Here is a 21,005-nt window from a genome sequence, read left to right on the forward strand (position 1 = left end):
GGGTCCCGTCATGACCGCGGTCACCGAACTCGCCGACGAGTTCGTCGAAGCGCTGTTCGCCGCCGATCCGCTGACGCCGGCGGTGCTGGGCGTCCGCCCGGCGGCGACCGGTTTGCCGGACTTGTCGGCCGAAGCCGAGCAGGCCTCCCGGGCCCGGATCGCGGCGGTCCTGGAGCGGGCGCGCGCGCTCGGGACCGAGGGCCTGGCGGCCGAGGACCGGGTCACCCGGGACGTCCTGATCACCTCCGCCGAGGCCCGCATCGCGGTGATCGACGCGCGGACGGCCGAGTTCACCGTCACCGACCTCTCCATCGGGCCCGCGGCGACCCTGCTCCTGAACCTGCCGATGACCCCCGTGACGGCGGGCGAGACAGCGGAGGCGCAGCTCGGGCGGCTCGCCGCGGTCCCGGCGTACCTGCGCCAGGCCGCGCGCCGGCACACCGAGGGCATCACCGACGGCCTGGTCCCGGTGGCCCACCTGGTCGACGCCGCGGTCGCGCACCTCGACCGCTACCTCGCCGAGCCGGCCGCCGACCCGCTGCGCCGCCAGCCGGCGCCGGACGGGGAGTTCGAGCGTCGGCGCGACGAGCTGCTCGCCGACGTCGTCCGCCCCGCGTTCGCCGAGTACCGCGAGTTCCTCCTCGCCGAGGTGAAGCCGCACGGGCGGCCAGCCGACCGTCCCGGCCTCTCCGCGCTGCCGGGCGGCGAAGCGGCGTACGCGCGGCTCGCCCGGGTGCACACGACCACCGACCTGACTCCGGCACAGCTGCACCAGACCGGCCTCGACGTCATCGAGTCGCTGGCCGCCGAGTACCGCGAGCTGGGGCTCCGGGTGTTCGGCACCGACGACCTGGCGGAGATCTTCGCGCGGCTGCGCACCGACCCGGCCCTGCGCTGGACCAGCGCCGAGGAGCTGCTCGACACCGCCCGCTCGGCCGTCGCGCGGGCCACCGCCGAGGCGCCGAAGTGGTTCGGCCGGATCCCGGCGCAGCCGTGCACCGTCGAGGCGGTGCCGGCGGAGGTCGCGCCCGGCGCGCCCGCGGCGTACTACCTGCGGCCGGCCGACGACGGCTCCCGGCCCGGCATCTACTTCGCCAACACCCACGAGGCCACCGAGCGGCTGCGGCACCCGGCCGAGACGATCGCGTTCCACGAAGCCGTGCCGGGGCACCACTTCCAGCTCAGCACCGCGCAGGGCCTCACCGGGCTGCCGCTGCTGCGGCGGATCGGCATGTTCACCGCCTACGTCGAGGGCTGGGGGCTCTACAGCGAGCGCCTCGCCGACGAGATGGGCCTCTTCTCCGACGACGTCGCGCGCCTGGGCATGCTGACCGGCGACTCGCTGCGGGCGGGCCGGCTGGTCGTCGACACCGGCCTGCACGCGCTGGGCTGGACCCGGCAGCAGGCCGTGGACTACCTGGTCGAGCACACCCCGGAGGCGCTGCCCGAGATCGAGTCCGAGGTCGACCGCTACATCGCGTGGCCCGGTCAGGCGCTGGCGTACATGGTGGGGCGGCTGGAGATCCAGCGGATCCGCACCCGCGCCGAGCAGCGGCTCGGCTCCCGGTTCGACGTCCGCGCGTTCCACGACGTTGTGCTCTCCGGCGGCGCGCTGCCGCTGCCGGTGCTCGCCTCCGTCGTCGAGGAGTGGGTGGCCGGGCACGGTGACACGGCGAACGGCCTGGCGGACGAGCTCGTCACGCTGACGTTCGAGCAGGAGCCGCTGCACCCGTCGGTCCTCGGCCTGCCCGGTGACCACGACCGCCTCGGCGACCAGTCCCGGGCGGCGCAGGAGCGTTTCCACGCCGCCTACACGAGTCTCGCGGCCCGCGCGCGGGCCCTGCCGGCCGAAGGCATGACGGCGGAGGAGGCCGTGACGCGCGAAGTCGTGGCCGCTGCCGCGGAAACCGAGGCGGACCGGCTCGGGTCGCGGGCGACCGACATCGCCGTCAGCGACGGGTTCACCTCGCCCGCGCTGGGGCTGCTGATGTACCTGCCCTACTACAAGCTGGACGACGACCGGAAGGCGCGCGGGTACCTGGCGCGGCTCGCCGCGATCGAACCGTTCCTCGCCGCGCTGACCGAGCGGCAGCGCGCGAGCCTCGCCGAGGGGCTCGTGCCGCCGGCGTTCCTCGCCCGGGTCGGCGTCGAGTACATCGACCGCTACCTCGCGGCGGCGGACACCGACGTGCTGAAGGTCGGGACGACGGCGGCGGTCGAGGGGTTCGAAGCCGAACGCGACCGCCTGCTCACCGAGGTCGTCCACCCGGCCTACACGCGCTACCGCGACTTCCTGCGCACCGAGGTCGAACCGGCGGGGCGGCCCGACACCGAGCCCGGGATCGGGCACGTGCCGGGCGGCGCCGAGCGGTACGCCGCGCTGATCCGGGCCGAGACGACGACCGAGCGCACGGCGCAGGACCTGCACGACACCGGGCTGGCGATCATCGGGAAACTCGCGGAGGAGTACCGCGAACTGGGCGGGAAGGTGTTCGGCACCACGGATCTCGCGGAGATCTTCGAACGCCTGCGCACCGACCCGGCCCTGCGCTGGCGGGACGGCGAGGAGCTGCTCGCCGCGGCCCGTGACGCCATCGCGCGGGCGGAAGCCGTGGCGCCGCAATGGTTCTCGCACCTCCCCGCGGAGAAGTGCGAAGTCGCGCCGGTACCCGAAGCGGACGCGGCGAGCGGCACGATCGCGTACTACCTGCCGCCGTCGCTCGAGGGCACCCGCCCGGGCACGTACTACGCCAACACCCACGAAGCCGAGAAGCGGCCGCGGTTCACCAGCGAGGCGATCGCGTTCCACGAAGCCGTGCCGGGGCACCACTTCCAGCTCAGCCTGGCCCAGGAGCTGACGGACCTGCCGCTGCTGCGGCGGGTCGGCATGTTCAACGCCTACGCCGAGGGCTGGGGGCTCTACGCCGAGCGGCTGGCCGACGAGATGGGCCTCTACTCCGACGACGTCGCCCGGTTCGGCCTGCTGACCCAGGATTCGATGCGCGCGGGCCGGCTGGTCGTCGACACCGGGCTGCACGCGCTGGGCTGGAGCCGGCAGCGGGCGATCGACTTTCTCGTCGAAAACACGCCGATGGCGCGGCTGGAGATCGAAGCGGAGATCGACCGGTACATCGGCTGGCCGGGGCAGGCGCTCGGGTACATGGTGGGGCGGCTGGAGATCCAGCGGCTGCGGGCCGAAGCCGAGGAGGCGCTGGGCGAGCGGTTCGACATCCGCGGTTTCCACGACGTCGTGCTCGGGCACGGCATGCTGCCGCTGTCCGCGCTGGCGAAGGTCGTCTCGGACTGGGTGGCGGGCCAGGGGGACACGCCCGACCGGCTGGCCGACGAGCTGGTGGAGCTGAACTTCGAACGGCAGCCGATTGCCCCGTCGGTGTTCGGCCTGCCGGGGGCGCACAACCGCCTGCCGGACCCGTCGGCCGAGGCCGAAACCCGGGCCCGCGCCGGCTACGTGGCGATCGCCGCGCGCGCCGAGGCGATCGACCCGGCCGGGCTGACCGCCGCCGAGCGGGTCACGCGGGACGTCGTGGTTTCCCAGGCGCGGACCGAGATCGACACGATCGACTCCCGCCGGGCCGACTTCGCGGTCAGCGACGGGCTCGGCGCGCCCGCGCTGCAGCTGCTGCTGTACCTGCCGCAGACGGTGCTGGACGACGAACCGAAGGTGGCCGGCTACCTGGCCCGGCTCGCCGGGGTGGGGGAGTACCTCGACGCGCTTGTGGTCCGGCAGCGGGCCGCGGTGGGCGAGGGGCTCGTGCCGCCGGACTTCCTGGTGCGCGCCGGCGTCGCCTACCTCGACCGCTACCTGGGTGCGCCGGAGAGCGACCCGTTGCGGGTGACACCGTCGTACGCGCGCGAAGGCTTCGAAGCCGAACGCGACCGCTTGCTCACCGACGTCGTCCACCCGGCGTACGCGCGGTATCGGGCGTTCCTCGCCGACGAGGTCGCGCCGGTGGCCCGCCCCGAGACCGAGCCGGGCATCGGGCAGCTGCCCGGCGGGCCGGAGCGGTACGCCGCGCTGATCCGCGCCGAGACGACGACCGAGCGCACGGCGCAGGACCTGCACGACACCGGGCTAGCGTTGATCGACGGGCTCGCCGAGGAGTACCGCGAGGTCGGGGCGAAGCTGTTCGGCACCACCGATCTCGCGGAGATCTTCGACCGGATCCGGACCGACCCGGCGCTGCGCTGGCGCGACGGCGAAGAGCTGCTGGCGGGGGCCCGCGCGGCCATCACCCGCGCGGAAGCCGTGGCGCCGCAATGGTTCTCCCGGGTTCCGGAGCAGCGGTGCGAGGTCGCGCCGGTGCCCGCGGCCGAGGCTACCAGCGGCACGATCGCGTACTACCTGCGGCCGTCGCTCGACGGCACGCGCCCGGGTGTCTACTACGCCAACACCCACGAGGCCGGGAAGCGGCCGCGGTTCACCAGCGAGGCCGTGGCGTTCCACGAAGCCGTGCCGGGGCACCACTTCCAGCAGTGCCTCGCGCAGGGTCTCACCGGGCTGCCGTTGCTGCGCCTGATCGCGAGCGTGAACGCCTACGCCGAGGGCTGGGGCCTCTACGCCGAGCGGCTCGCGGACGAGATGGGCCTCTACTCCGACGACGTCTCGCGGCTGGGCATGCTCACCCAGGACTCGATGCGCGCCGGGCGCCTGGTCGTCGACACCGGGCTGCACGCGCTCGGGTGGAGCCGGCAGCGGGCGGTCGACTACCTCGTCGAGCACACGCCGATGGCGCGGCTGGAGATCGAGGCGGAGATCGACCGGTACGTGGCCAACCCGGGGCAGGCGCTCGGGTACATGGTCGGGCGGCTGGAGATCCAGCGGCTGCGGGCCGAAGCCGAGCAGGCGCTCGGCGAGCGGTTCGACATCCGCGAGTTCCACGACGTCGTGCTGGGCAGCGGCACCCTGCCGCTGCCGGTGCTGTCCGGCGTGGTCGCCGACTGGGTGGCGAGCCGCCGTGACACGCCGGACTCCCTCGCCGACGAATGCCTGAAGCTGATGTTCGAGGCCCAGCCGCTGTGGCCGTCGCTCTACGGCCTGCCGGGCGCCCACGACCGGCTCGCCGACCAGACCGACGAGGCGGCCGCGCGGCACCGCGCCGGGTTCGCCGCGATCATCACGCGTGCGGAGGCGCTCGAGCCGGCGACCGCCGCCGAGCGCGTCACCCGTGACGTCGTGATCTGGCAGGCGCGCACGCAGATCGACGTGCACGACTCCCGCCGGGCCGACATCGCGGTGAGCGACGGGATGGCCGCGCCGGCGCTCGAGCTGCTGATGATGCTGCCGCAGACGGTGCTCGACGACGACGCCAAGGCCCGCGGTTACCTGACCCGCCTGGCCGCGGTCGGCACCTACCTGGACCAGCTGATCGAGCGGCAGCGGGCGACGCTCGCCGAGGGGTTCACCCCGCCGGAGTTCCTGGCGCGCATCGGCGTCGGGTACGTCGGGCGTTACCTGGACGACCCGGAGAACGACCCGCTGAAGGTGCCCGTCCAGGGGCTCGAAGCCGAACGAGACCGCCTGCTGGCCGAGGTCGTGCGGCCCGCTTATGCGCGGTACCGGGACTTCCTGGCTTCGGAGGTGGTGCCGGTCGCGCGCCCGGAGACGTCGCCGGGGATCGGTGACCTGCCGGGCGGGCCGGAGCGGTACGCGGCGCTGATCCGCGCCGAGACGACAACCGAACGCACGGCCCAGGAGCTGCACGACACCGGGCTCGCGATCATCGAACGGCTCGCCGAGGAGTACCGCGAAGTCGGCGGGAAGGTGTTCGGCACCACCGATCTCGCGGAGATCTTCGACCGGATCCGGACCGACCCGGCGCTGCGCTGGCGCGACGGCGAGGAGCTCCTGGCCGCCGCCCGGGCGACGATCGAGCGGGCGGAAGCCGTGGCGCCGCAGTGGTTCGGCCGGCTTCCCGGGCAGCGGTGCGCGGTCGCGCCGGTGCCCGCGGCGGAGGCGGCGAGCGGCTCGATCGCGTACTACATCGAGGCGTCGCTGGACGGCTCGCGGCCGGGAACGTACTACGCCAACACCCACGAGGCCGACCAACGGCAGCGGACGCTGGGCGAGGCGATCGCGTTCCACGAAGCCGTGCCGGGGCACCACTTCCAGGTGACGCTCGCGCAGCAGCTGACCGGCGTCCCGCTGTTGCGCCGGCTCGCGATGTTCAACGCGTACGCCGAAGGCTGGGGCCTCTACGCGGAGCGCCTCGCGGACGAGATGGGCCTGTACTCCGACGACGTCGCGCGGCTCGGCCTGCTGACCCAGGATTCGATGCGCGCGGCGCGGCTGGTGGTGGACACGGGCCTGCACGCGCTGGGCTGGAGCCGGCAGCGGGCGGTCGACTACCTCGTCGAGCACACCCCGATGGCCCGGATCGAGATCGAAGCGGAGATCGACCGCTACGCGGGCCACCCCGCGCAGGCGCTCGGGTACATGGTCGGCCGGCTGGAGTTCGAACGCCTGCGCGCCGAAGCCGAGCAGGCGCTGGGCGAGCGGTTCGACATCCGCGAGTTCCACGACACGGTGCTGGGCCACGGAACCCTGCCCATCCCGGTGCTGGCGGACGTGGTGGCCGACTGGGTGGCGGCGCGAGCCGCGGCGCCCCGGGACGAGGAGTGAACGTGACCTGGCTCGACCTGCCCGACACCACGCCGTTCGGCCTGGACAACCTGCCCTACGGCGCCTTTTCCGTCGCCGGCGGGCCCGAACGCCGGATCGGGGTGGCGGTCGGGGAGCACGTGCTCGACCTGACCGCCGCCGCGGCGGAGACGGCCGCGCCGTTCGCCCCGCTGCTCACCACCGGGGTGCTCAACCCGCTGCTGGCCGCCGGGCCGGGCACCTGGCGGGAGGTCCGCGAGAGCGTCCGCGAGTGGCTGACCGAACCCCGCTACGCCGACCAACTGCGGCCGCACCTGGTGCCGCTCACCGAAGTCACCACGCACCTGGCGTTCGAGGTCGCCGATTACGTCGACTTCTACTCGAGCGAGCAACACGCCCTCAACGCGAGCAGGATCTTCCGCCCGGACGCGGCCGAGCTGTCGCCGAACTGGAAACACCTGCCGATCGGCTACCACGGCCGGGCGGGCACCGTCGTGACGTCCGGGACCCCCGTCGTCCGCCCGAACGGGCAGCGCAAGCCGCGTGACGCCGAAGTCCCGGAGTTCGGCCCGTCGCGCTCACTGGACGTCGAGGCGGAAGTGGGTTTTGTCGTCGGTGTCCCGTCCGTCCCGGGCACGCCGGTGTCCACATCGGACTTCGAGGCGCACGTTTTCGGTGTCTGCCTGGTCAACGACTGGTCGGCGCGCGACCTGCAGGCCTGGGAGTCCCAGCCGCTGGGGCCGTTCCTCGGCAAGTCGTTCGCGACGTCGGTGTCCCCGTGGATCGTCCCGCTGGCGGCGCTGGAACACGCGCGCGTCGACGGGCCGCTCCAGGAGCCGGAGCCGCTCGAATACCTGCGCACCGGCGAAAAGTGGGGCCTGGACCTGGCTATCGAGATCCGGCTCAACGGGCACCTCGTGTCGAGCCCGCCGTTCGCCACGCACTACTGGACGGCCCCGCAGCAGCTGGCGCACCTGACGGTCAACGGCGCGAGCCTGCGCACGGGGGACCTGTACGCCTCGGGCACGGTGACCGGCCCGGAGCGGACCCAGCGCGGATCGCTGCTGGAGCTGTCGTGGGGCGGGCGCGAGCCGTTCGAGCTGCCGGACGGCGGCACCCGCGCGTTCCTGGAGGACGGCGACGAGGTCGTGATCAGCGCGACCGCGCCGGGTCCGGATGGCACGCGGATCGGGTTCGGCGACGTGCGGGGGACGGTGGTTCCCGGCTGAGGCCGTGACGATCCCCCGTCGGCGGTGTCCGGACTGCGAAGGACGGACGCGGATGAGAGGGTCGGCGAGTGGGACGTGGAGCGGTGAAGGCCGTGCTGGGCAGGCCGCTCCGGCGGTGCGGGGCGACGTTGGCGTGCTACCGGGAACGCGACGGCGACCACTACGCCGCCGCCGTCACCTTCTTCAGCCTGCTGGCGCTCGTGCCGATGATCATGGTCGCCGTCTCGGTGGCCGGGTTCGTGCTGGCCGGTGACCGGCTGCTCGCCGCCGAGCTCGACCAGGTCATCCGCGCCTCGCTGCCGCCCGAGCTGGCCGGGCAGGTCACCGGCGTCGTGCACACCGTCGTCGGGGAGCGCGGCCGGATCGGGCTGCTCGCGCTGGCCGTCGCCGCGTACTCGGGCTGGAGCTGGATCAGCAACGTCCGCGACGCCGTCACCGCGATGCTCGGCCAGGAACGGACCCCGCGGCCGCTGCTGCGCGGCATCGTCGCCGACGTCTTCGTGCTCGCCGGGGTCGGGCTGGCGATGACCGTGTCCTTCGGGCTCGCGGCGCTCACCGGCGCCGCCGGCAGCTGGCTGCTGCGCCTGACCGGGCTGGACGGCGGGTTCGCGCACGTCGTGCTCGTCGCGGGGTCACTCCTGCTCGGGCTCGCCGCGAACTGGCTGGTCATCGCCTGGTGCCTGGCCCGGCTGCCCCGCGCGCCCCTGCCGCTGCGCTCGACGCTGCGCCCGGCCGGGGCCGCCGCGCTCGGGCTCGGCGCGATCCAGCAGGCCGGCGGCCTCTACCTGCACATCCTCGGCCGGTCCCCGGCCGTCGCGACGTTCGGCACGCTCGTCGGGGTCCTGCTGTTCGGCTACCTGATCGTGCGCTGGCTGCTGATGGTCACGGTGTGGCTCACGGTCCGGGACGAACCGCCGGCCGGCACGCTCGCCGCCGACGTCCGCTACGCCGGGACGACGCTGGGCGCCGGGGCGTCGGCGGAGCTGGTGGTCCGCACCCTCACCGGCCGCTGAGTGGCGGGCCGCACATCGCCCGGGTGGTGACCGGCGGCTCCCGTTAGGATCCGACTAAGCGCTTGCTCAGCAACGGAGGTGGACATGCGGATCGGGACCGCGATCAACTACGCCGGAGGCTTCGCCGACAGCGTCGCGGACATCGTCGAACTGGAGAAGGCCGGCCTCGACGTCGCCTTCGTGCCGGAGGCGTACTCGTTCGACGCCGTCAGCCAGCTCGGTTACCTCGCGGCGAAGACCGAGCGGGTGCAGCTGGCGTCCGGCATCTTCCAGATCTACACCCGCACGCCGACCCTCACCGCGATGACGGCGGCCGGGCTCGACTTCGTCTCCGACGGGCGGTTCATCCTCGGCCTCGGCGCGTCCGGCCCGCAGGTCATCGAGGGCTTCCACGGCGTGAAGTACGACGCGCCGCTGGCCCGCACCCGCGAGATCGTCGAGATCTGCCGCCAGGTGTGGCGCCGCGAACGCGTGGTCCACGACGGCAAGCACTACACGATCCCGCTGCCGCCGGAGCAGGGCACCGGCCTGGGCAAGCCGCTGAAGCTGATCAACCACCCGGTGCGCGAGCGCATCCCGGTGCTGCTGGCCTCGCTCGGGCCGAAGAACGTCGCGCTCACCGCGGAGATCGCCGAGGGCTGGCAGCCGATCTTCTTCCACCCGGAGAAGGCCGCCGACGTCTGGGGCGAGTCCCTGGCCGAGGGAAGGGCCAAGCGCGACCCGGCGCTGGGCGAGCTGGACACGTTCGTCACGGTCGCCCTCGCGATCGGCGACGACGTTGACGGGCTGCTCGACCAGGTGCGCCCGGTCGTGGCCCTGTACGTCGGCGGAATGGGCGCGCGCGGCAAGAACTTCTACAACGACCTGGCGTGCCGCTACGGCTACGAGGCCGAGGCGAAGCTGATCCAGGACCTCTACCTCGACGGCAAGAAGGAAGAGGCCGCGGCGGCGGTGCCGATCGAGCTCCTGCGCGCGATTTCCCTGGTCGGCCCGGCGGGTTACGTGCGCGAGCGCGTGGCGGCGTTCAAGGAGGCCGGCGCGTCGACGCTCATCGTCAACCCGCTGCAGCCGGGCCGCGAGGCGCGGGTGGCCGGGGTGTCCCAGCTGCGGGAGCTGATCGACTGAGGTGAGGCGGCGCCGCGAAACCCCCGCGGCGCCCGGGAGCGGCGGGTTGCGGTGGCCGAGGCGCTGGCCGCGCACTCTGCCACCGCACAAGGCAATCCCACCCGCACCCGCCGCCCGGACGTGCAGGCCGTCGATCCAATCAGACCGGCACCGCCGACACCGCAACCCGCGCCGAGCCCAAACCGGCCGTGTCGTTCACGCCGTCGCTGGTGATCAGCCGCAGCTCCGGTCCCGTCCCCTCGGGCGCGACCAACGTGCTGTCCGGCTCGTCCGCCGGATACAGCGCCGTCTTACGGACGGTGAACCGGGACTCGCGGCCGTCCTCGGCGCCGATGATGATCATCGCGCCGCGCTCGAGCTTTCCGAGCCGGGCGAAACTGCCGCTCGTGTACCCGAAGCCGGCGTGCCCGGACAGCACCGCCACCCCCGGCGCGCCCGGGGCCGGGCCGTCGGTGAACCAGCCCACACCGAGCGCCGTGCCGGGCTGCTCGCGGCGGCCGCCGCCGACGTGGCCGAGGCCGATCAGGTGGTTCAGCACCAGGCCGAGCGACGGGATCCGGAGGGCGACCGGCGGGGCGCCGGACCCGAGAACCGCGGGCCCGTTCACCGCCGGCGCGCCGGGTGTGACCGACGTTACAGGAGTCAACACGGTCGTGACGCCGAGCAGCACGCAGCCGAGCCCGGCCACGACCGCGAGCACGGCTGCGGCCGGCCGCACGAGCTCGGATCGCCGTGTCGGTCGTTCGGTCACTTTCGCCTGCTCCGCACCGGTTTTGATGTCCGATTAATCGCGCTGGGACGGGGTGGCGTTACCGAATCGTGTCCACTGCTAGGCTCGTTCACTCGATCGGGTCATCCCGCTGTGACCTTCTTGTCAAGAAGGCACGTCTGTCAGGGTGCAATCCGTCAAGGTTCGGCAAATCGGTACGAGATCGGACATCATGAGATGTTTGCTGCAGTCGGACTGGGGATATCCACTGCCGGGAAAGTGAGGTGCGCCGCGCTGTGCGAAAGATCGACGAGCCCGCGGTGGGCGTGCTGGACGTCGGGTCCTTCAGCGCCCGGCTGGTCGTGGTGCCGATCGACGGCTCACCGCGCGAGCCGCTGCTGAACCACCAGACGCGGCTGCGTCTCGACCGTGAGCTCGACGACCGCGGCCGGCTCACCGACCAGGGCGTCGCGGCCATCACGGCCGCCGTCGCCGCGGGCATGACCATGGCCTACCGCGCCGGCGTGCGCAGCGTCTACCCGCTGGCGACCTCCTCGATCCGCGACGCGGCCAACGCCGCCGAGGTCGTCCGGCACGTCGCCGGTGAAACCGGCGTCGAGCTGCGCTTTCTCTCCGGTCCGCGCGAAGCCGAGCTGACCTACCTCGCCGCCCGCCGCTGGTACGGCGCGTCGGCCGGCCCGCTGCTGGTGCTCGACATCGGCGGCGGCACAGTCGAGCTGGCCGCGGGCTGCGGCGAGACGGCGTCGTTCGCCCGTTCGCTGCCGCTGGGCGCCCGGTCGATGACCCGGGACTGGCTGCCGAGCGAGAAAGTGTCGGGCAAGCAGGTCAAGGCGCTGCGCGCGCACGCCCTCGACGTCGTGACGACCACGCTCGGCGCCGCGGGCGTCCAAGACCCGTGGGTCGTCGGCTGTTCGAAGGTGCTGCAGCAGCTCGCCCGGCTGTCCGGCGCCCGGCCGGGGCGGCGCCGCGAACTGCGGCTCGACGACCTGCGCGCCTGGATCCCGCGGCTCACCGCGCTGCCGCCGTCCAAGCGGGCCCAGCTGCCGGGCATCTCCCGCAGCCGCGCCCACCAGGCCCTGGCGGGCGCGATCGTGGCGGAGTCCCTGCTGACGGTGGCCGGCGGCAAGATGTCGATCTGCCCCTGGTCCACCCGGGACGGCCTGCTGCTGAGCCTGCAGGACAAGGCGATGGCCGCGGCCACCAGCCTGCCCGCGGCCTGACCCCTGGTCGTGGCCGGGAAAACCGGGTATGCCGGAAGCATGAGCCAGCAGCAGAGCAGTCACGCCCGCGACGACGAAGACGACGAGCTCCCGAAGCTCCCGACCCCCGGCTCGTTGACCCACGACGTGCCGACCGCGCCGGACCCGGACGTCAACCCGGGCGGGACCGAAGACGTGCCGGCCCCGCCCGGGCGCGACGTCGTCAGCGACCTTCCGGAGTGACCGGGTTGGTCGGTTCCGCGTACTGACGCACCTTTTCCGAGTCGCGGCGCATCGGGGCGCGCCCCGGCGGCTGCTTCGGCGGGTCGCCGGCGTCGATCTTCGGGATCGCCAGGCGCCGGGGCTCGGCGGTGATCCGGACGCGCTCGCCGTGGTGCAGCACTTCGATGGGGTCGCCGGCCAGCACGTGGTAGGTGGCCTGGTCGGCGTCGATCTCGACCTGGAACCGGGTCTCGCGGAACATCAGGCGGAACGTGATCCGGTCCAGCTGCGCCGGCAGCCGCGGCGCGAACGCGAGCGTCGAGCCGTGGTCGCGCAGGCCGCCGAAGCCGGCCACGGCGCCCTGCCACGCCCCGGCCAGCGACGCCATGTGCAGGCCGTTGCGGACGTTGTTGTGCACGTCGTGCAGGTCGGTCAGCGCGGCTTCGGCGAGGTAGTCGTAGGCCAGGTCGAGGTGCCCGACCTCGGCCGCGACCACCGACTGCGTCCCCGCCGAAAGCGACGAGTCGCGCACGGTGCGGGCCTCGTAGTAGGCGAAGTTGCGCGCCTTCTCCTCCGGGCTGAACGAATCTCCGCACAGGTACAGCGCCAGCACCAGGTCCGCCTGCTTCACGACCTGCTTGCGGTACAGGTCGAAGTACGGGAAGTGCAGCAGCAGCGGGTACTGCGCGAGCTCGGTGCCCTCGTAGTCCCACTCGTCGTGGTCGAGGAAGCCCTCCGACTGCGGGTGCACGCCGAGCTCCCGGTCGTAGGGCAGGAACATCGCCGCGGCGGCCGCGCGCCACGAGTCCAGTTCGACGGCGTCGACGCCGAACCGCGCCGCCACGTCCGCGTGCCGCTGGCAGGACTCCGCCGCGGCCAGCAGGTTCCGCTTCGCCATCAGGTTCGTGTAGACGTTGTTGTCCGCCACCGCGGAGTACTCGTCCGGCCCGGTGACGCCGTCGATGCGGAACGCGCCGTGCCGGTCGTGGTGGCCCAGCGACGCCCACAGCCGCGCGGTTTCCAGCAGCAGCTCGGTGCCGTAGTCCCGCTCGAACTCGTCGTCGCCGGTCGCGTTGAGGTAGCGCAGCACGGCGTCGGCGATGTCCGCGCTGACGTGGAACGCCGCCGTGCCGGCCGGCCAGTACGCCGAGCACTCGGCGCCGTTGATCGAGCGCCACGGGAACGCCGCGCCGCGCAACCCCAGCTGGTGCGCGCGTTCGCGCGCTTTGTCCATTGTGGAGTGTCGCCAGCGGAGGGCGTCGCGCGCCGCGTCCGGCATCGTGTAGGTGAGTACCGGCAGGACGAACGACTCGGTGTCCCAGAAGGCGTGCCCGTCGTAGCCCGGGCCGGTCAGCCCCTTGCCGGCGATCGCGCGGCTCTCGCCGCGGGCCCCGGCCTGCAGGAGGTGGAAGAGCGCGAAGCGAACCGCTTGCTGCAGCTCGGGATCCCCGTCGATCTCGATGTCCGACGTCGCCCAGAAGTCGTCGAGGAACTCGCGCTGCTCGGTGACCAGGCCCTTCCAGCCGGTCTGGCGCGCGCCCGCCAGCGCCGCCTCGACCTGCGAGCGGAGCGCGGGCACCGAGCGCTGCGCGGACCAGCCGTAGGCGAGGAACTTGGTGATGCGCAGCCGCCCGCCCTTCGGCACGTCGACCGCGACGGTGAGCCGCGCGAGGTCCTCCTCGGAGTGGATGCGGGCCCGGATCCCGTCGTCCACCTCGATCTTGTGGTCCATCGCCGCGGCCATCCGCAGCCCGGAGCGGCGGGTCTGGTGCACCAGCACGGCGTTGTACTCGTGGGCGCGGTGGAACTCGCCGACCAGCGGCGAGTTCAGTGCGGCGGCCACCCGCGGGTCGCTCGTGTCGGACTCGATCGGCTCGTTGGCCAGCAGGTCGGACTGGACGACCAGCTGCAGGTCCTCGTCGAGCGGCTCGACCTCGTACCGGATCGCGGCGATCGCGCGCTGGGTGAAGGAAACCAGCCGTTCGGTGCGCACGCGCACCCGCCGCCCGGTCGGCGACGACCACTCGGTGCTGCGGCACAGCGTGCCCTTGCGGAAGTCGAGCACCCGGTCGTGCTTGGTGGCCGCGCCGTAGCGCATGTCCAGCGGCTCGTCCTCGACGAGCAGCCGGATGATCTTGCCGTCGGTCACGTTGACGACGGTCTGGCCCTCTTCGGGATAGCCGTAGCCCCCTTCGGCGTAGGGGAGTTCGTGCTGCTCGTAGAACCCGTTGAGGTACGTGCCGGGCAGCCCGCGCGGCTCGGCCTCCTCGAGGGTGCCGCGCAGCCCGATGTGGCCGTTGGACACGGCGAACGCCGATTCGGTGCGCTGCAGGGCGTCGACGTCCATGCCACGCCACCGCAGCTCCCACGGCGCGCATTCGTAGCCGCGGGGTTCTTCCTCGGTCATCGGTCCTCCAGCAGTTCGGCGAGGTCGTCGACGACGACGTCGGCGCCGTGCGCCCGCAGCGCGTCGGCCTGGTCGGCCCGGTTGACGCCGACGACGTACCCGAAGTTGCCGGCCTTCCCGGCCTGGACGCCGGACTGGGCGTCCTCGAACACGGCGGCGTGCGCGGGTTCGACCCCCAGTGCCTTGGCCCCGGCCAGGAACGAGTCCGGCGCGGGCTTGCCCTTCAGGTGCTGCTCCCGGATCGTGAGGCCGTCGACGCGGGCTTCGACGTACTTGCTCAGGTCACCCGCGTCGAGCACCTTGGCGCCGTTCGCCGACGACGTCACGACGGCGATCCGCAGCCCGGCGGCCTTGACCGCGTCGAGGTAGCGGATCGAACCGGGGTAGGGGCTGACTCCGCGCTCGTCGATGATCTTCAGGACCAGCTCGTTCTTGCGGTTGCCGACGCCGTTCACGGTCGGGGCGTCCACGGTGTCGTCCGGGTCGCCCTCGGGCAGTTCGATCCCGCGCGACTTCAGGAATTCACGCACTCCGTCGGCGCGGGGGCGGCCGTCCACATAGGTCGCGTAGTCGGCGTCGGTGAACTCCTGGAACCCGGCGCCGTCCCGCGCGCGGAGAAATTCATCGAATGTCCGTTTCCACGCCTCGCGGTGGAGCACCGCCGTTCCCGTGAGCACTCCATCGAGGTCGAACAGGCAGGCGGTGATGGTTTCGGGCAGTCCCGTCATGCCCGCACGCTACCGGTCCTCGTCTTCGTTCGCGGCGTGTTCGGAGTGGGGGCGCACCCGATGGATGAGTTCGTGCACGGTCGCGTCCGCGAGCCGGTAGCGCACCACCCGGCCGGAGCGCTGCGTGGTGACCAGCCCGTGGGCGCGCAGCAGCCGCAGGGCCTGCGACACCGCCGTGTCGGTCATGCCGGTCGCCGCGGCGAGGTCGGTGACGCTGATCTCGCGGGCGTAGTGGATCGAGACGAGCAGCGCGAGCCGCGAGGGGTCGGCGACCACGGAGAACCGCTGGGCCCACTCGTCGATGACGGCGCGGTCGCCCAGCCCGTCGACCGCCGCGGCCACCCGTTCCGGGTCGATCAGCTTGCGGCCGGGGTCGATGTCCACCCCCGGATGATTCCACCCGGGCCGCGGGGCGACCACCGGTGGTCTGGGTCACGCGCGCTTGACGCCGCGGGCCCGGGCGGGCGAGGCTGCGGTTAAGACACTTGTCATAGTCGAGGAGCCGAGATGACGGACGTGGCCGCCGGGGCGCAGACCCGCTCGAAGACGATCACCTGGCAGGACCCGGCGCCGACCGCCCGGCTCGGCCTGACCATGACCGGGCTGGAGTACATGACGGCGATCGCCGAGGGCCGCGTCCCCGGCCCGCCGATCGCCGCGCACTTCGGCCTGCGCTGGGAGCGCATCGCCCCGGGCGAGGTCGTCGCCGTCGCGGAGCCGGACGAGTCGCTGTACAACCCGATCGGCATGGTCCACGGCGGCGTCGCGGCCACGATGCTCGACTCGGTGGTCGGCTGCGCCGTGCACACGACGCTGCCGGCCGGGGTCGGGTACTCGTCGGTGGAGCTGAAGGTGAGCTACCTGCGCGCCATCCACGCGGGCCGCGGCGAGATCCGCGCGACCGGCCGGGTGGTGAAGGAGGGCTCGCGGATCGCGTTCGCCGAAGGGGAGATCCGCGACGCCGAGGGCAAGCTGCTCGCGACGGCGTCGGGGACCTGCGTGATCACGCGCTAGGTTCCTTCACGTCCCAGTGCTCGACGAGCAGGCCGTCCTCGACGCGCAGGATGTCGACGATCGCCGTGCCGGCCACGTGCAGGTGCACCATCACCAGGTTGTGCTCGGCGACGACGTGCCGGATTTCGGCGGTCGCGCCGGCCAGGGGTGAGTTCTTGACGGCGTCGGCGAACGCGTCGCGGCCGGAGGGCAGTCCCCGGCTGTGGGTGACGAGGTCGGGGTGCAGCGCGGCCTTGGCGGCGTCGAAGTCCTTGTGCACGAACAGGTTCTCGAGGCAGTCGACGACGATCATGCGGTTCGTTTCGCTCATGCCCGTGATGATCGGCCGTCCGGTCCCGGACGTCGATTACGTGGCAGGTAATCACCGTGGCGGGCGGACCCGGCGCTGCCGGACGGCGTCCTCGCCGCCGTAACGGCCGATCACCGACGCCAGCAGGGTTCGCGCGTCCTCGACCCGCTCTTCGCCGTACTCAGCCACGAGTTCGTCCTGAAGCGCGCTTCGCAGGACTCGCGTCGCTTCGACGGCTTCGCGGGCGTGCTCGGTGAGGTGTAGCAGCTTCGTGCGCGCGTCGGCCGGATCGGGCCGGCGTTCGAGCAGGCCCCGGCGTTCGAGATCGGCCACGGCTTTGGACGCGGCCTGCTGCGTGACGCCCATCCGCTCGGCCAGCGCGGTGATGGACAGGGGCGCGGCGAGGACGTGCTGGATCACGACGCCGTCGTTGAACCGCAGGTCGCCGAAGCCCTGTCCGGCCAGACGCTGCTGCACCTCGTCGGTCAGCGCCCAGCCCGCGAAGAGGGTGGTGAGTGACAGGTCGAGGTTTGCTGCCGTAGGATGCACAACCATGGTTGTGGAATCTAGCAGAGTGCCGGCCGGGCTGGCCGGGGAGTTCGTGCGCGTGGCTCACCGGATCGTGTGGTGCACGCTGGTGACGGTCGACCGCCGCGGCCGGCCGCGGTCACGGGTGGTCCACCCGATCTGGGCCGACGGCCCGGACGGCTTGACGGGCTGGCTGTTCACCCGCCCGACGCCGCTGAAGCTGGCGCACCTGGCGGCGTCGCCGTACGTGTCGTGCTCGTACTGGGACCCGCAGCACGAGGTGGCGGTGGCGGAGTGCCGGGCGGAGCTCGTCGACGACGAAGAGACGCGCGAATACCTGTGGGACCTGTTCGCGTCGACCGCGGAGCCGCTGGGTTACGACCCGAAAATCCTTGGAGGGGAGGATTTCCGGGACCCGAAGATCACGGTCATGAAGCTGACGCCGTGGCGAGTTTCGACGGGCGGCGAAGCCTGGCGCGCGGCTTAGCCCGGCCCAGGCGTGCCGTGAATGACTCATTCATGGCGTCCGACGACAGCAATGAGTCATTCACTACGTCCGGGCGGCCGTCCCCGGCTAAGCGGCGCCGACGCGGCGGTCGAAAACGAGGCCCTGCGCGGCTCGCAGCCCGACGCTGATCGCGCCCGTCAGGACCGCGTCCTCGCCCAGCTCGCCCTGGACCACCTTCGGCACCAACGGCGTGAAGGCCCGCAGCGCCCGGTCGATCGGCTCCAGCAGCAGGTCCGCCGCCGTGCCCATGCCGCCGCCCAGGACGATCAGCTCCGGGTCGATCACCGCCGCCACCGAAGCCACCGTGTACGCGAGCCTGTCCGCCTCCGCCTCCAGGGCGCGGCGGGCCAGTTCGTCCCCTTCGCGGGCCAGGCGGAACACCTCGCGCGCCGACTTCGCCGTGCCCAGGCCGAGTTCCCGCGCGCCGCGGACGACCGACTGGGCCGCCGTCGCCTCTTCGAGGTGGCCGCGGGCCGGTGGGGTGCCGTCCTCGTCGCCGGCGCGGGTGCGGCCGTAGGGCAGGTAGCCGATCTCGCCCGCCGCTCCCGTCGCGCCGCGGAACACGCGGCCGTCGACCATCATGCCCATGCCGACACCCGTGCCGATCGTGATGCAGCCGAACACCGAAGCACCGCGCGCGGCTCCGCTCTCGCCTTCGCCGACGGCGGTGAGGTTCGCGTCGTTCTCCACCATCAGGTCCGGGCCCAGCGCCGCCTCGAGGTCGTCGATCAGCCCGGCCCGGCCCCAGCCCGGCAGGTTCGGCGCGTGCCGGAAGCAGCGCTTCTCCGGATCGGCGACACCGGGGGAGCCGACCACGCGGACAACGATGTCGCCGGCCGCCAGACCCGCCTCCGCGACGGCCGCGGCGGCGATCTTCCCGACCGCCGTGACCAGCGCCGCGCCGGAGCGCGCGGTGTTGCGCTCGTCGCGGCGCGCCACGAGCGTGCGGCCGAGGTCCGAGACGGCCACGCGGAGGTGCTCACGGCCGATGTCGACGCCCAGCACGTACCCCGCGGTGGGGTCGGCTTCGTACAGGACGGCCGAGCGCCCGGTGCCGGTCGAGGTGTGCCCGGTCGGCCGGGCCAGCCCGGCGGCTTCGAGCGCCAGCAGCGCCTGGCTCACCGTCGGCTTCGACAGCCCGGTGTCCTTCGCCACCTGCGGCCGGGTCGCCGGTCCGCTGCGGCGCAGCAGGTCGAGCACCGCCCGCTGGTTGATCTTGCGCATCCCGGCGGGGGTACCGACCGCGGGAGCTTCTACGCCGGCCACCCGTGCCTGCCTCCTGTCGTCTTTCGTCCGTTCTGCCACGCTAGCCGCCCGAGCCCCGGTTTTCCCGGAATACGCCGTGTTCGGGACCCGTTGACTCCGAGCATGAGCACTCCGGTACGCGGGCGGGTCCGCGTGGCAGCAGGCGCGAAGCGGGTTCGCGTGTTCCTCGCCGGGCAGGTCGTCGCGGACACGGTGCACCCCCTCCTCGTGTGGGAAGTGCCGTACTACCCCACGTACTACTTCCCGCGCGCGGACGTCGTGAGCGGGCTCCTCACCCCCTCCGGCCGGACGTCGCACTCGCCCAGCCGGGGAGAAGGTGTTCTGTCGACGATAAAGGTCGGCGGGGCCGAGGCGGTGGACGGCGCGCTGGAATACCCGGATTCGCCGATCGGCGAGCTGCGGGACCACATCCGCTTCGACTTCGCCGCGTTCGACTGGTTCGAAGAGGACGAACAGATCTTCACGCACCCGCGCGACCCCGGCGTCCGCGTCGACATCCTGCCGAGCTCGCGCCACGTCCGGATCGAGGTCGACGGCGTGACCGTCGCCGACACCGTCCGGCCGCACCTGCTCTTCGAGACCGGCCTGCCGACGCGGTACTACCTGCCCCGCGTCGACGTCCGGATGGACCTGCTCGAGAAGGTCGACGCCGTGACGCACTGCCCGTACAAGGGCGCGGCCGAGCACTTCGACGTGACCGGTCACGAGGACCTCGCCTGGAGCTACCCGACGCCGCTGCCGGAGAGCGAGCGCGTCGCCGGCCTGGTGGCTTTCCTCGACGAGAAGGTGGACGTCTTCGTCGACGACGTCCGGCAGGAGCGGCCGAAGACGAAGTTCGCCTGACGCTTCACGCGTCCGGCAGCCAGTTCCCGTGGAAGCCGGCGGGGACCCGGCCGGGCAGGTGGACGGTCGCCACGGGCGCCGCGGCGACGTTCCCGGCGTCGAGCACCACGAGGTCGCTGCGGTCCTCCGCCGCGTCGTAGACGTAGCTGAGCAGCCAGCCTTCGCCGTGCTCCGCCGGGACGAAGACCGCTTCCCCGGGGATCCGCCCGGGCCCGAAGACGTGCTCGGCCGCCGTGCCGGCGTGCAGGTCGTAGCGGCGCAGGACGTCGTGGCCGGTCACGTGCCCGAAGCGCGAGTCCGATCCCGCGAGCCGGTCGTCGATGCGGGGGAACTCGCCCGGCCGGTCGTCGAGCCGGTCCTCGGTGACCGTCCCGGCCGCGAGGTCGATCGTCCAGCGCCACAGGGACGCCGGCGGGTCCTCGTGGCCCGCCCACCACTGGTGGTCGTAGCGCATGACGTGCACGACGATCCGGCCGTCCGGTGTGTCGAACGCGTTGAGCGTGTGGAAGACGTAGCAGGGCTCGATCTCCAGCCAGCGGACGCCGGCTTCGGGCGCGTCCCGGCGCAGCACGCCGAGCCGGGCGCCGTAGCTCGCGTCCCAGCCGTAGGGCATGCCCTGGCCGACCGCCGCCAGGTCGAACACGACGGGCAGGTCGTAGAAGACGACGTGCTCCTTCGTGAGGGCGAAGTCGTGCATCATCGTCAGCCCGGGCACGTCGATCGGCTGCTTGACGACGAGCTTCCCGGCGGCGTCGGCGCGGTAGTACCCCACGTGCGGCGCGGTGATGCTGCCGTAGCCGAAGAAGTGCAGCTCCCCGGTCGACGGGCAGATCTTGGGGTGGGCGGTCATCGAATCGGCCAGCTCGCCGTCGAAATCGTACACGCCGACGGTGTCGAGCTCGGTGGTGATCTCGTATGGCAGCGAGGATTCGACGAGCGCGAGCGTGCGTCCGGCGTGGTTGACCACGTGCGTGTTGGCGACGCTGGTGCGCAGGTTCCGCGTGCCGTCTTCGTTGTAGCGCTTGCGGTCCGGGTCACCGAAGCTTTCGGTGCGCACCCAGCGGTTGCGGTACCAGGCCGCGCGGCCGTGCTCGAGGCGGACGCCGTGGACCATGCCGTCGCCGGTGAACCAGTGCTTGCTGCCGTCCTGCGGGTTCGGGCCGTTGCGCAGGTACCAGCCGGTCAGCTCGGGCGGCAGCGCGCCGGTCACCGGGAGGCCGGCCGCGGTCAGCTCGTCGTGGACGGGGGCGTAGGCGCCGGTCAGGTGGAAGTCCGTGGTGGTCAT

The 21,005-nt window shown here is 72.7% G+C and carries 17 protein-coding genes; 9 read left to right on the forward strand and 8 right to left on the reverse strand.

What is annotated here, in order from left to right:
• Positions 1 to 10: 10 nt before the first annotated feature.
• The 4 genes from ACZ63E_RS07980 (at position 11) to ACZ63E_RS07995 (ending at position 9,986) form a co-directional block, all read left to right on the forward strand.
• Positions 11 to 6,640 (forward strand): DUF885 domain-containing protein, encoded by a 6,630-nt coding sequence (locus ACZ63E_RS07980; protein WP_465335305.1) that lies wholly within the window; start codon positions 11 to 13, stop codon positions 6,638 to 6,640.
• Complete coding sequence (gene fahA / locus ACZ63E_RS07985; RefSeq protein ID WP_465335306.1) at positions 6,637 to 7,848, forward strand: fumarylacetoacetase; 1,212 nt, start codon at positions 6,637 to 6,639, stop codon at positions 7,846 to 7,848. Before ACZ63E_RS07980 ends, fahA begins: the two co-directional genes overlap by 4 nt.
• Positions 7,849 to 7,931: 83 nt before the next feature.
• A complete protein-coding gene (locus ACZ63E_RS07990; protein WP_465335307.1) occupies positions 7,932 to 8,861 on the forward strand; it encodes a YihY/virulence factor BrkB family protein in 930 nt (309 codons plus the stop codon).
• An 84-nt stretch (positions 8,862 to 8,945) separates the two neighbouring features.
• Entirely contained in the window at positions 8,946 to 9,986 is a 1,041-nt protein-coding gene (locus tag ACZ63E_RS07995) for an LLM class F420-dependent oxidoreductase (RefSeq protein ID WP_465309912.1), read from the forward strand.
• Between the two features lie 139 nt (positions 9,987 to 10,125).
• Here the strand turns inward: ACZ63E_RS07995 and ACZ63E_RS08000 are convergent, their stop codons facing one another.
• Positions 10,126 to 10,737 carry a class F sortase gene (locus tag ACZ63E_RS08000; protein ID WP_465335308.1) on the reverse strand — a complete coding sequence of 204 codons (612 nt, stop codon included), beginning with the start codon at positions 10,735 to 10,737 and terminating at the stop codon, positions 10,126 to 10,128.
• Positions 10,738 to 10,991: 254 nt separating this feature from the next.
• Between ACZ63E_RS08000 and ACZ63E_RS08005 the strand changes: the two genes are divergently transcribed.
• Positions 10,992 to 11,936 (forward strand): Ppx/GppA phosphatase family protein, encoded by a 945-nt coding sequence (locus ACZ63E_RS08005; RefSeq protein WP_465335309.1) that lies wholly within the window; start codon positions 10,992 to 10,994, stop codon positions 11,934 to 11,936.
• 39 nt (positions 11,937 to 11,975) lie between these two features.
• Entirely contained in the window at positions 11,976 to 12,158 is a 183-nt protein-coding gene (locus ACZ63E_RS08010; protein WP_465335310.1) for a hypothetical protein, read from the forward strand.
• Here the strand turns inward: ACZ63E_RS08010 and ACZ63E_RS08015 are convergent.
• From ACZ63E_RS08015 to ACZ63E_RS08025, 3 genes are read right to left on the reverse strand one after another with little or no spacing between them, the layout of a single operon-like run.
• Complete coding sequence (locus tag ACZ63E_RS08015) at positions 12,139 to 14,544, reverse strand: glycoside hydrolase family 65 protein (protein ID WP_465335311.1); 2,406 nt, start codon at positions 14,542 to 14,544, stop codon at positions 12,139 to 12,141. The genes ACZ63E_RS08010 and ACZ63E_RS08015 overlap by 20 nt on opposite strands.
• Complete coding sequence (locus ACZ63E_RS08020) at positions 14,541 to 15,272, reverse strand: HAD family hydrolase (protein ID WP_465335312.1); 732 nt, start codon at positions 15,270 to 15,272, stop codon at positions 14,541 to 14,543. The genes ACZ63E_RS08015 and ACZ63E_RS08020 overlap by 4 nt, the downstream gene beginning before the upstream one ends.
• A gap of 9 nt (positions 15,273 to 15,281) precedes the next feature.
• Positions 15,282 to 15,650, reverse strand: a complete 369-nt coding sequence (locus tag ACZ63E_RS08025) for an ArsR/SmtB family transcription factor (protein WP_465335517.1) — start codon at positions 15,648 to 15,650, stop codon at positions 15,282 to 15,284.
• A gap of 129 nt (positions 15,651 to 15,779) precedes the next feature.
• Between ACZ63E_RS08025 and ACZ63E_RS08030 the strand changes: the two genes are divergently transcribed.
• Positions 15,780 to 16,286 carry a PaaI family thioesterase gene (locus tag ACZ63E_RS08030; RefSeq protein WP_465309918.1) on the forward strand — a complete coding sequence of 169 codons (507 nt, stop codon included), beginning with the start codon at positions 15,780 to 15,782 and terminating at the stop codon, positions 16,284 to 16,286.
• Here ACZ63E_RS08030 and ACZ63E_RS08035 read toward each other — a convergent pair.
• On the reverse strand, positions 16,276 to 16,596 hold the full coding sequence (locus ACZ63E_RS08035; RefSeq protein WP_465335313.1) for a nuclear transport factor 2 family protein: 321 nt from the start codon (positions 16,594 to 16,596) through the stop codon (positions 16,276 to 16,278). The two genes, ACZ63E_RS08030 and ACZ63E_RS08035, sit on opposite strands and share 11 nt — an antisense overlap.
• A 51-nt stretch (positions 16,597 to 16,647) precedes the next feature.
• Positions 16,648 to 17,130, reverse strand: a complete 483-nt coding sequence (locus ACZ63E_RS08040; protein WP_465335314.1) for a MarR family winged helix-turn-helix transcriptional regulator — start codon at positions 17,128 to 17,130, stop codon at positions 16,648 to 16,650.
• Here ACZ63E_RS08040 and ACZ63E_RS08045 point away from each other — a divergent pair.
• A complete protein-coding gene (locus ACZ63E_RS08045) occupies positions 17,129 to 17,590 on the forward strand; it encodes a pyridoxamine 5'-phosphate oxidase family protein (RefSeq protein ID WP_465335315.1) in 462 nt (153 codons plus the stop codon). The genes ACZ63E_RS08040 and ACZ63E_RS08045 overlap by 2 nt on opposite strands.
• 87 nt (positions 17,591 to 17,677) lie before the next feature.
• Here the strand turns inward: ACZ63E_RS08045 and ACZ63E_RS08050 are convergent, their stop codons facing one another.
• Positions 17,678 to 18,877, reverse strand: a complete 1,200-nt coding sequence (locus tag ACZ63E_RS08050) for an ROK family protein (protein WP_465309922.1) — start codon at positions 18,875 to 18,877, stop codon at positions 17,678 to 17,680.
• Positions 18,878 to 18,979: 102 nt separating this feature from the next.
• Here ACZ63E_RS08050 and ACZ63E_RS08055 point away from each other — a divergent pair, with 102 nt between their 5' ends.
• Positions 18,980 to 19,720, forward strand: coding sequence for a DUF427 domain-containing protein (locus tag ACZ63E_RS08055; RefSeq protein WP_465335316.1), 741 nt, complete (start codon positions 18,980 to 18,982; stop codon positions 19,718 to 19,720).
• 4 nt (positions 19,721 to 19,724) lie between these two features.
• Here ACZ63E_RS08055 and ACZ63E_RS08060 read toward each other — a convergent pair whose 3' ends face one another.
• Complete coding sequence (locus tag ACZ63E_RS08060; protein WP_465335317.1) at positions 19,725 to 21,005, reverse strand: carotenoid oxygenase family protein; 1,281 nt, start codon at positions 21,003 to 21,005, stop codon at positions 19,725 to 19,727.

This window comes from Amycolatopsis sp. NPDC104819 (assembly GCF_055583145.1).

What these genes read in the sequence shown, in the direction of transcription:
- ACZ63E_RS07980 (WP_465335305.1), top strand. Translation starts at nt 11, where the DNA reads ATGACCGCGGTCACCGAACTCGCCGACGAGTTCGTCGAAGCGCTGTTC.
- ACZ63E_RS07995 (WP_465309912.1), top strand. Translation starts at nt 8,946, where the DNA reads ATGCGGATCGGGACCGCGATCAACTACGCCGGAGGCTTCGCCGACAGC.
- ACZ63E_RS08010 (WP_465335310.1), top strand. Translation starts at nt 11,976, where the DNA reads ATGAGCCAGCAGCAGAGCAGTCACGCCCGCGACGACGAAGACGACGAG.
- ACZ63E_RS08015 (WP_465335311.1), bottom strand. Translation starts at nt 14,544, where the DNA reads ATGACCGAGGAAGAACCCCGCGGCTACGAATGCGCGCCGTGGGAGCTG.
- ACZ63E_RS08020 (WP_465335312.1), bottom strand. Translation starts at nt 15,272, where the DNA reads ATGACGGGACTGCCCGAAACCATCACCGCCTGCCTGTTCGACCTCGAT.
- ACZ63E_RS08030 (WP_465309918.1), top strand. Translation starts at nt 15,780, where the DNA reads ATGACGGACGTGGCCGCCGGGGCGCAGACCCGCTCGAAGACGATCACC.
- ACZ63E_RS08035 (WP_465335313.1), bottom strand. Translation starts at nt 16,596, where the DNA reads ATGAGCGAAACGAACCGCATGATCGTCGTCGACTGCCTCGAGAACCTG.
- ACZ63E_RS08045 (WP_465335315.1), top strand. Translation starts at nt 17,129, where the DNA reads ATGGTTGTGGAATCTAGCAGAGTGCCGGCCGGGCTGGCCGGGGAGTTC.
- ACZ63E_RS08040 (WP_465335314.1), bottom strand. Translation starts at nt 17,130, where the DNA reads ATGGTTGTGCATCCTACGGCAGCAAACCTCGACCTGTCACTCACCACC.
- ACZ63E_RS08055 (WP_465335316.1), top strand. Translation starts at nt 18,980, where the DNA reads ATGAGCACTCCGGTACGCGGGCGGGTCCGCGTGGCAGCAGGCGCGAAG.
- ACZ63E_RS08060 (WP_465335317.1), bottom strand. Translation starts at nt 21,005, where the DNA reads ATGACCACCACGGACTTCCACCTGACCGGCGCCTACGCCCCCGTCCAC.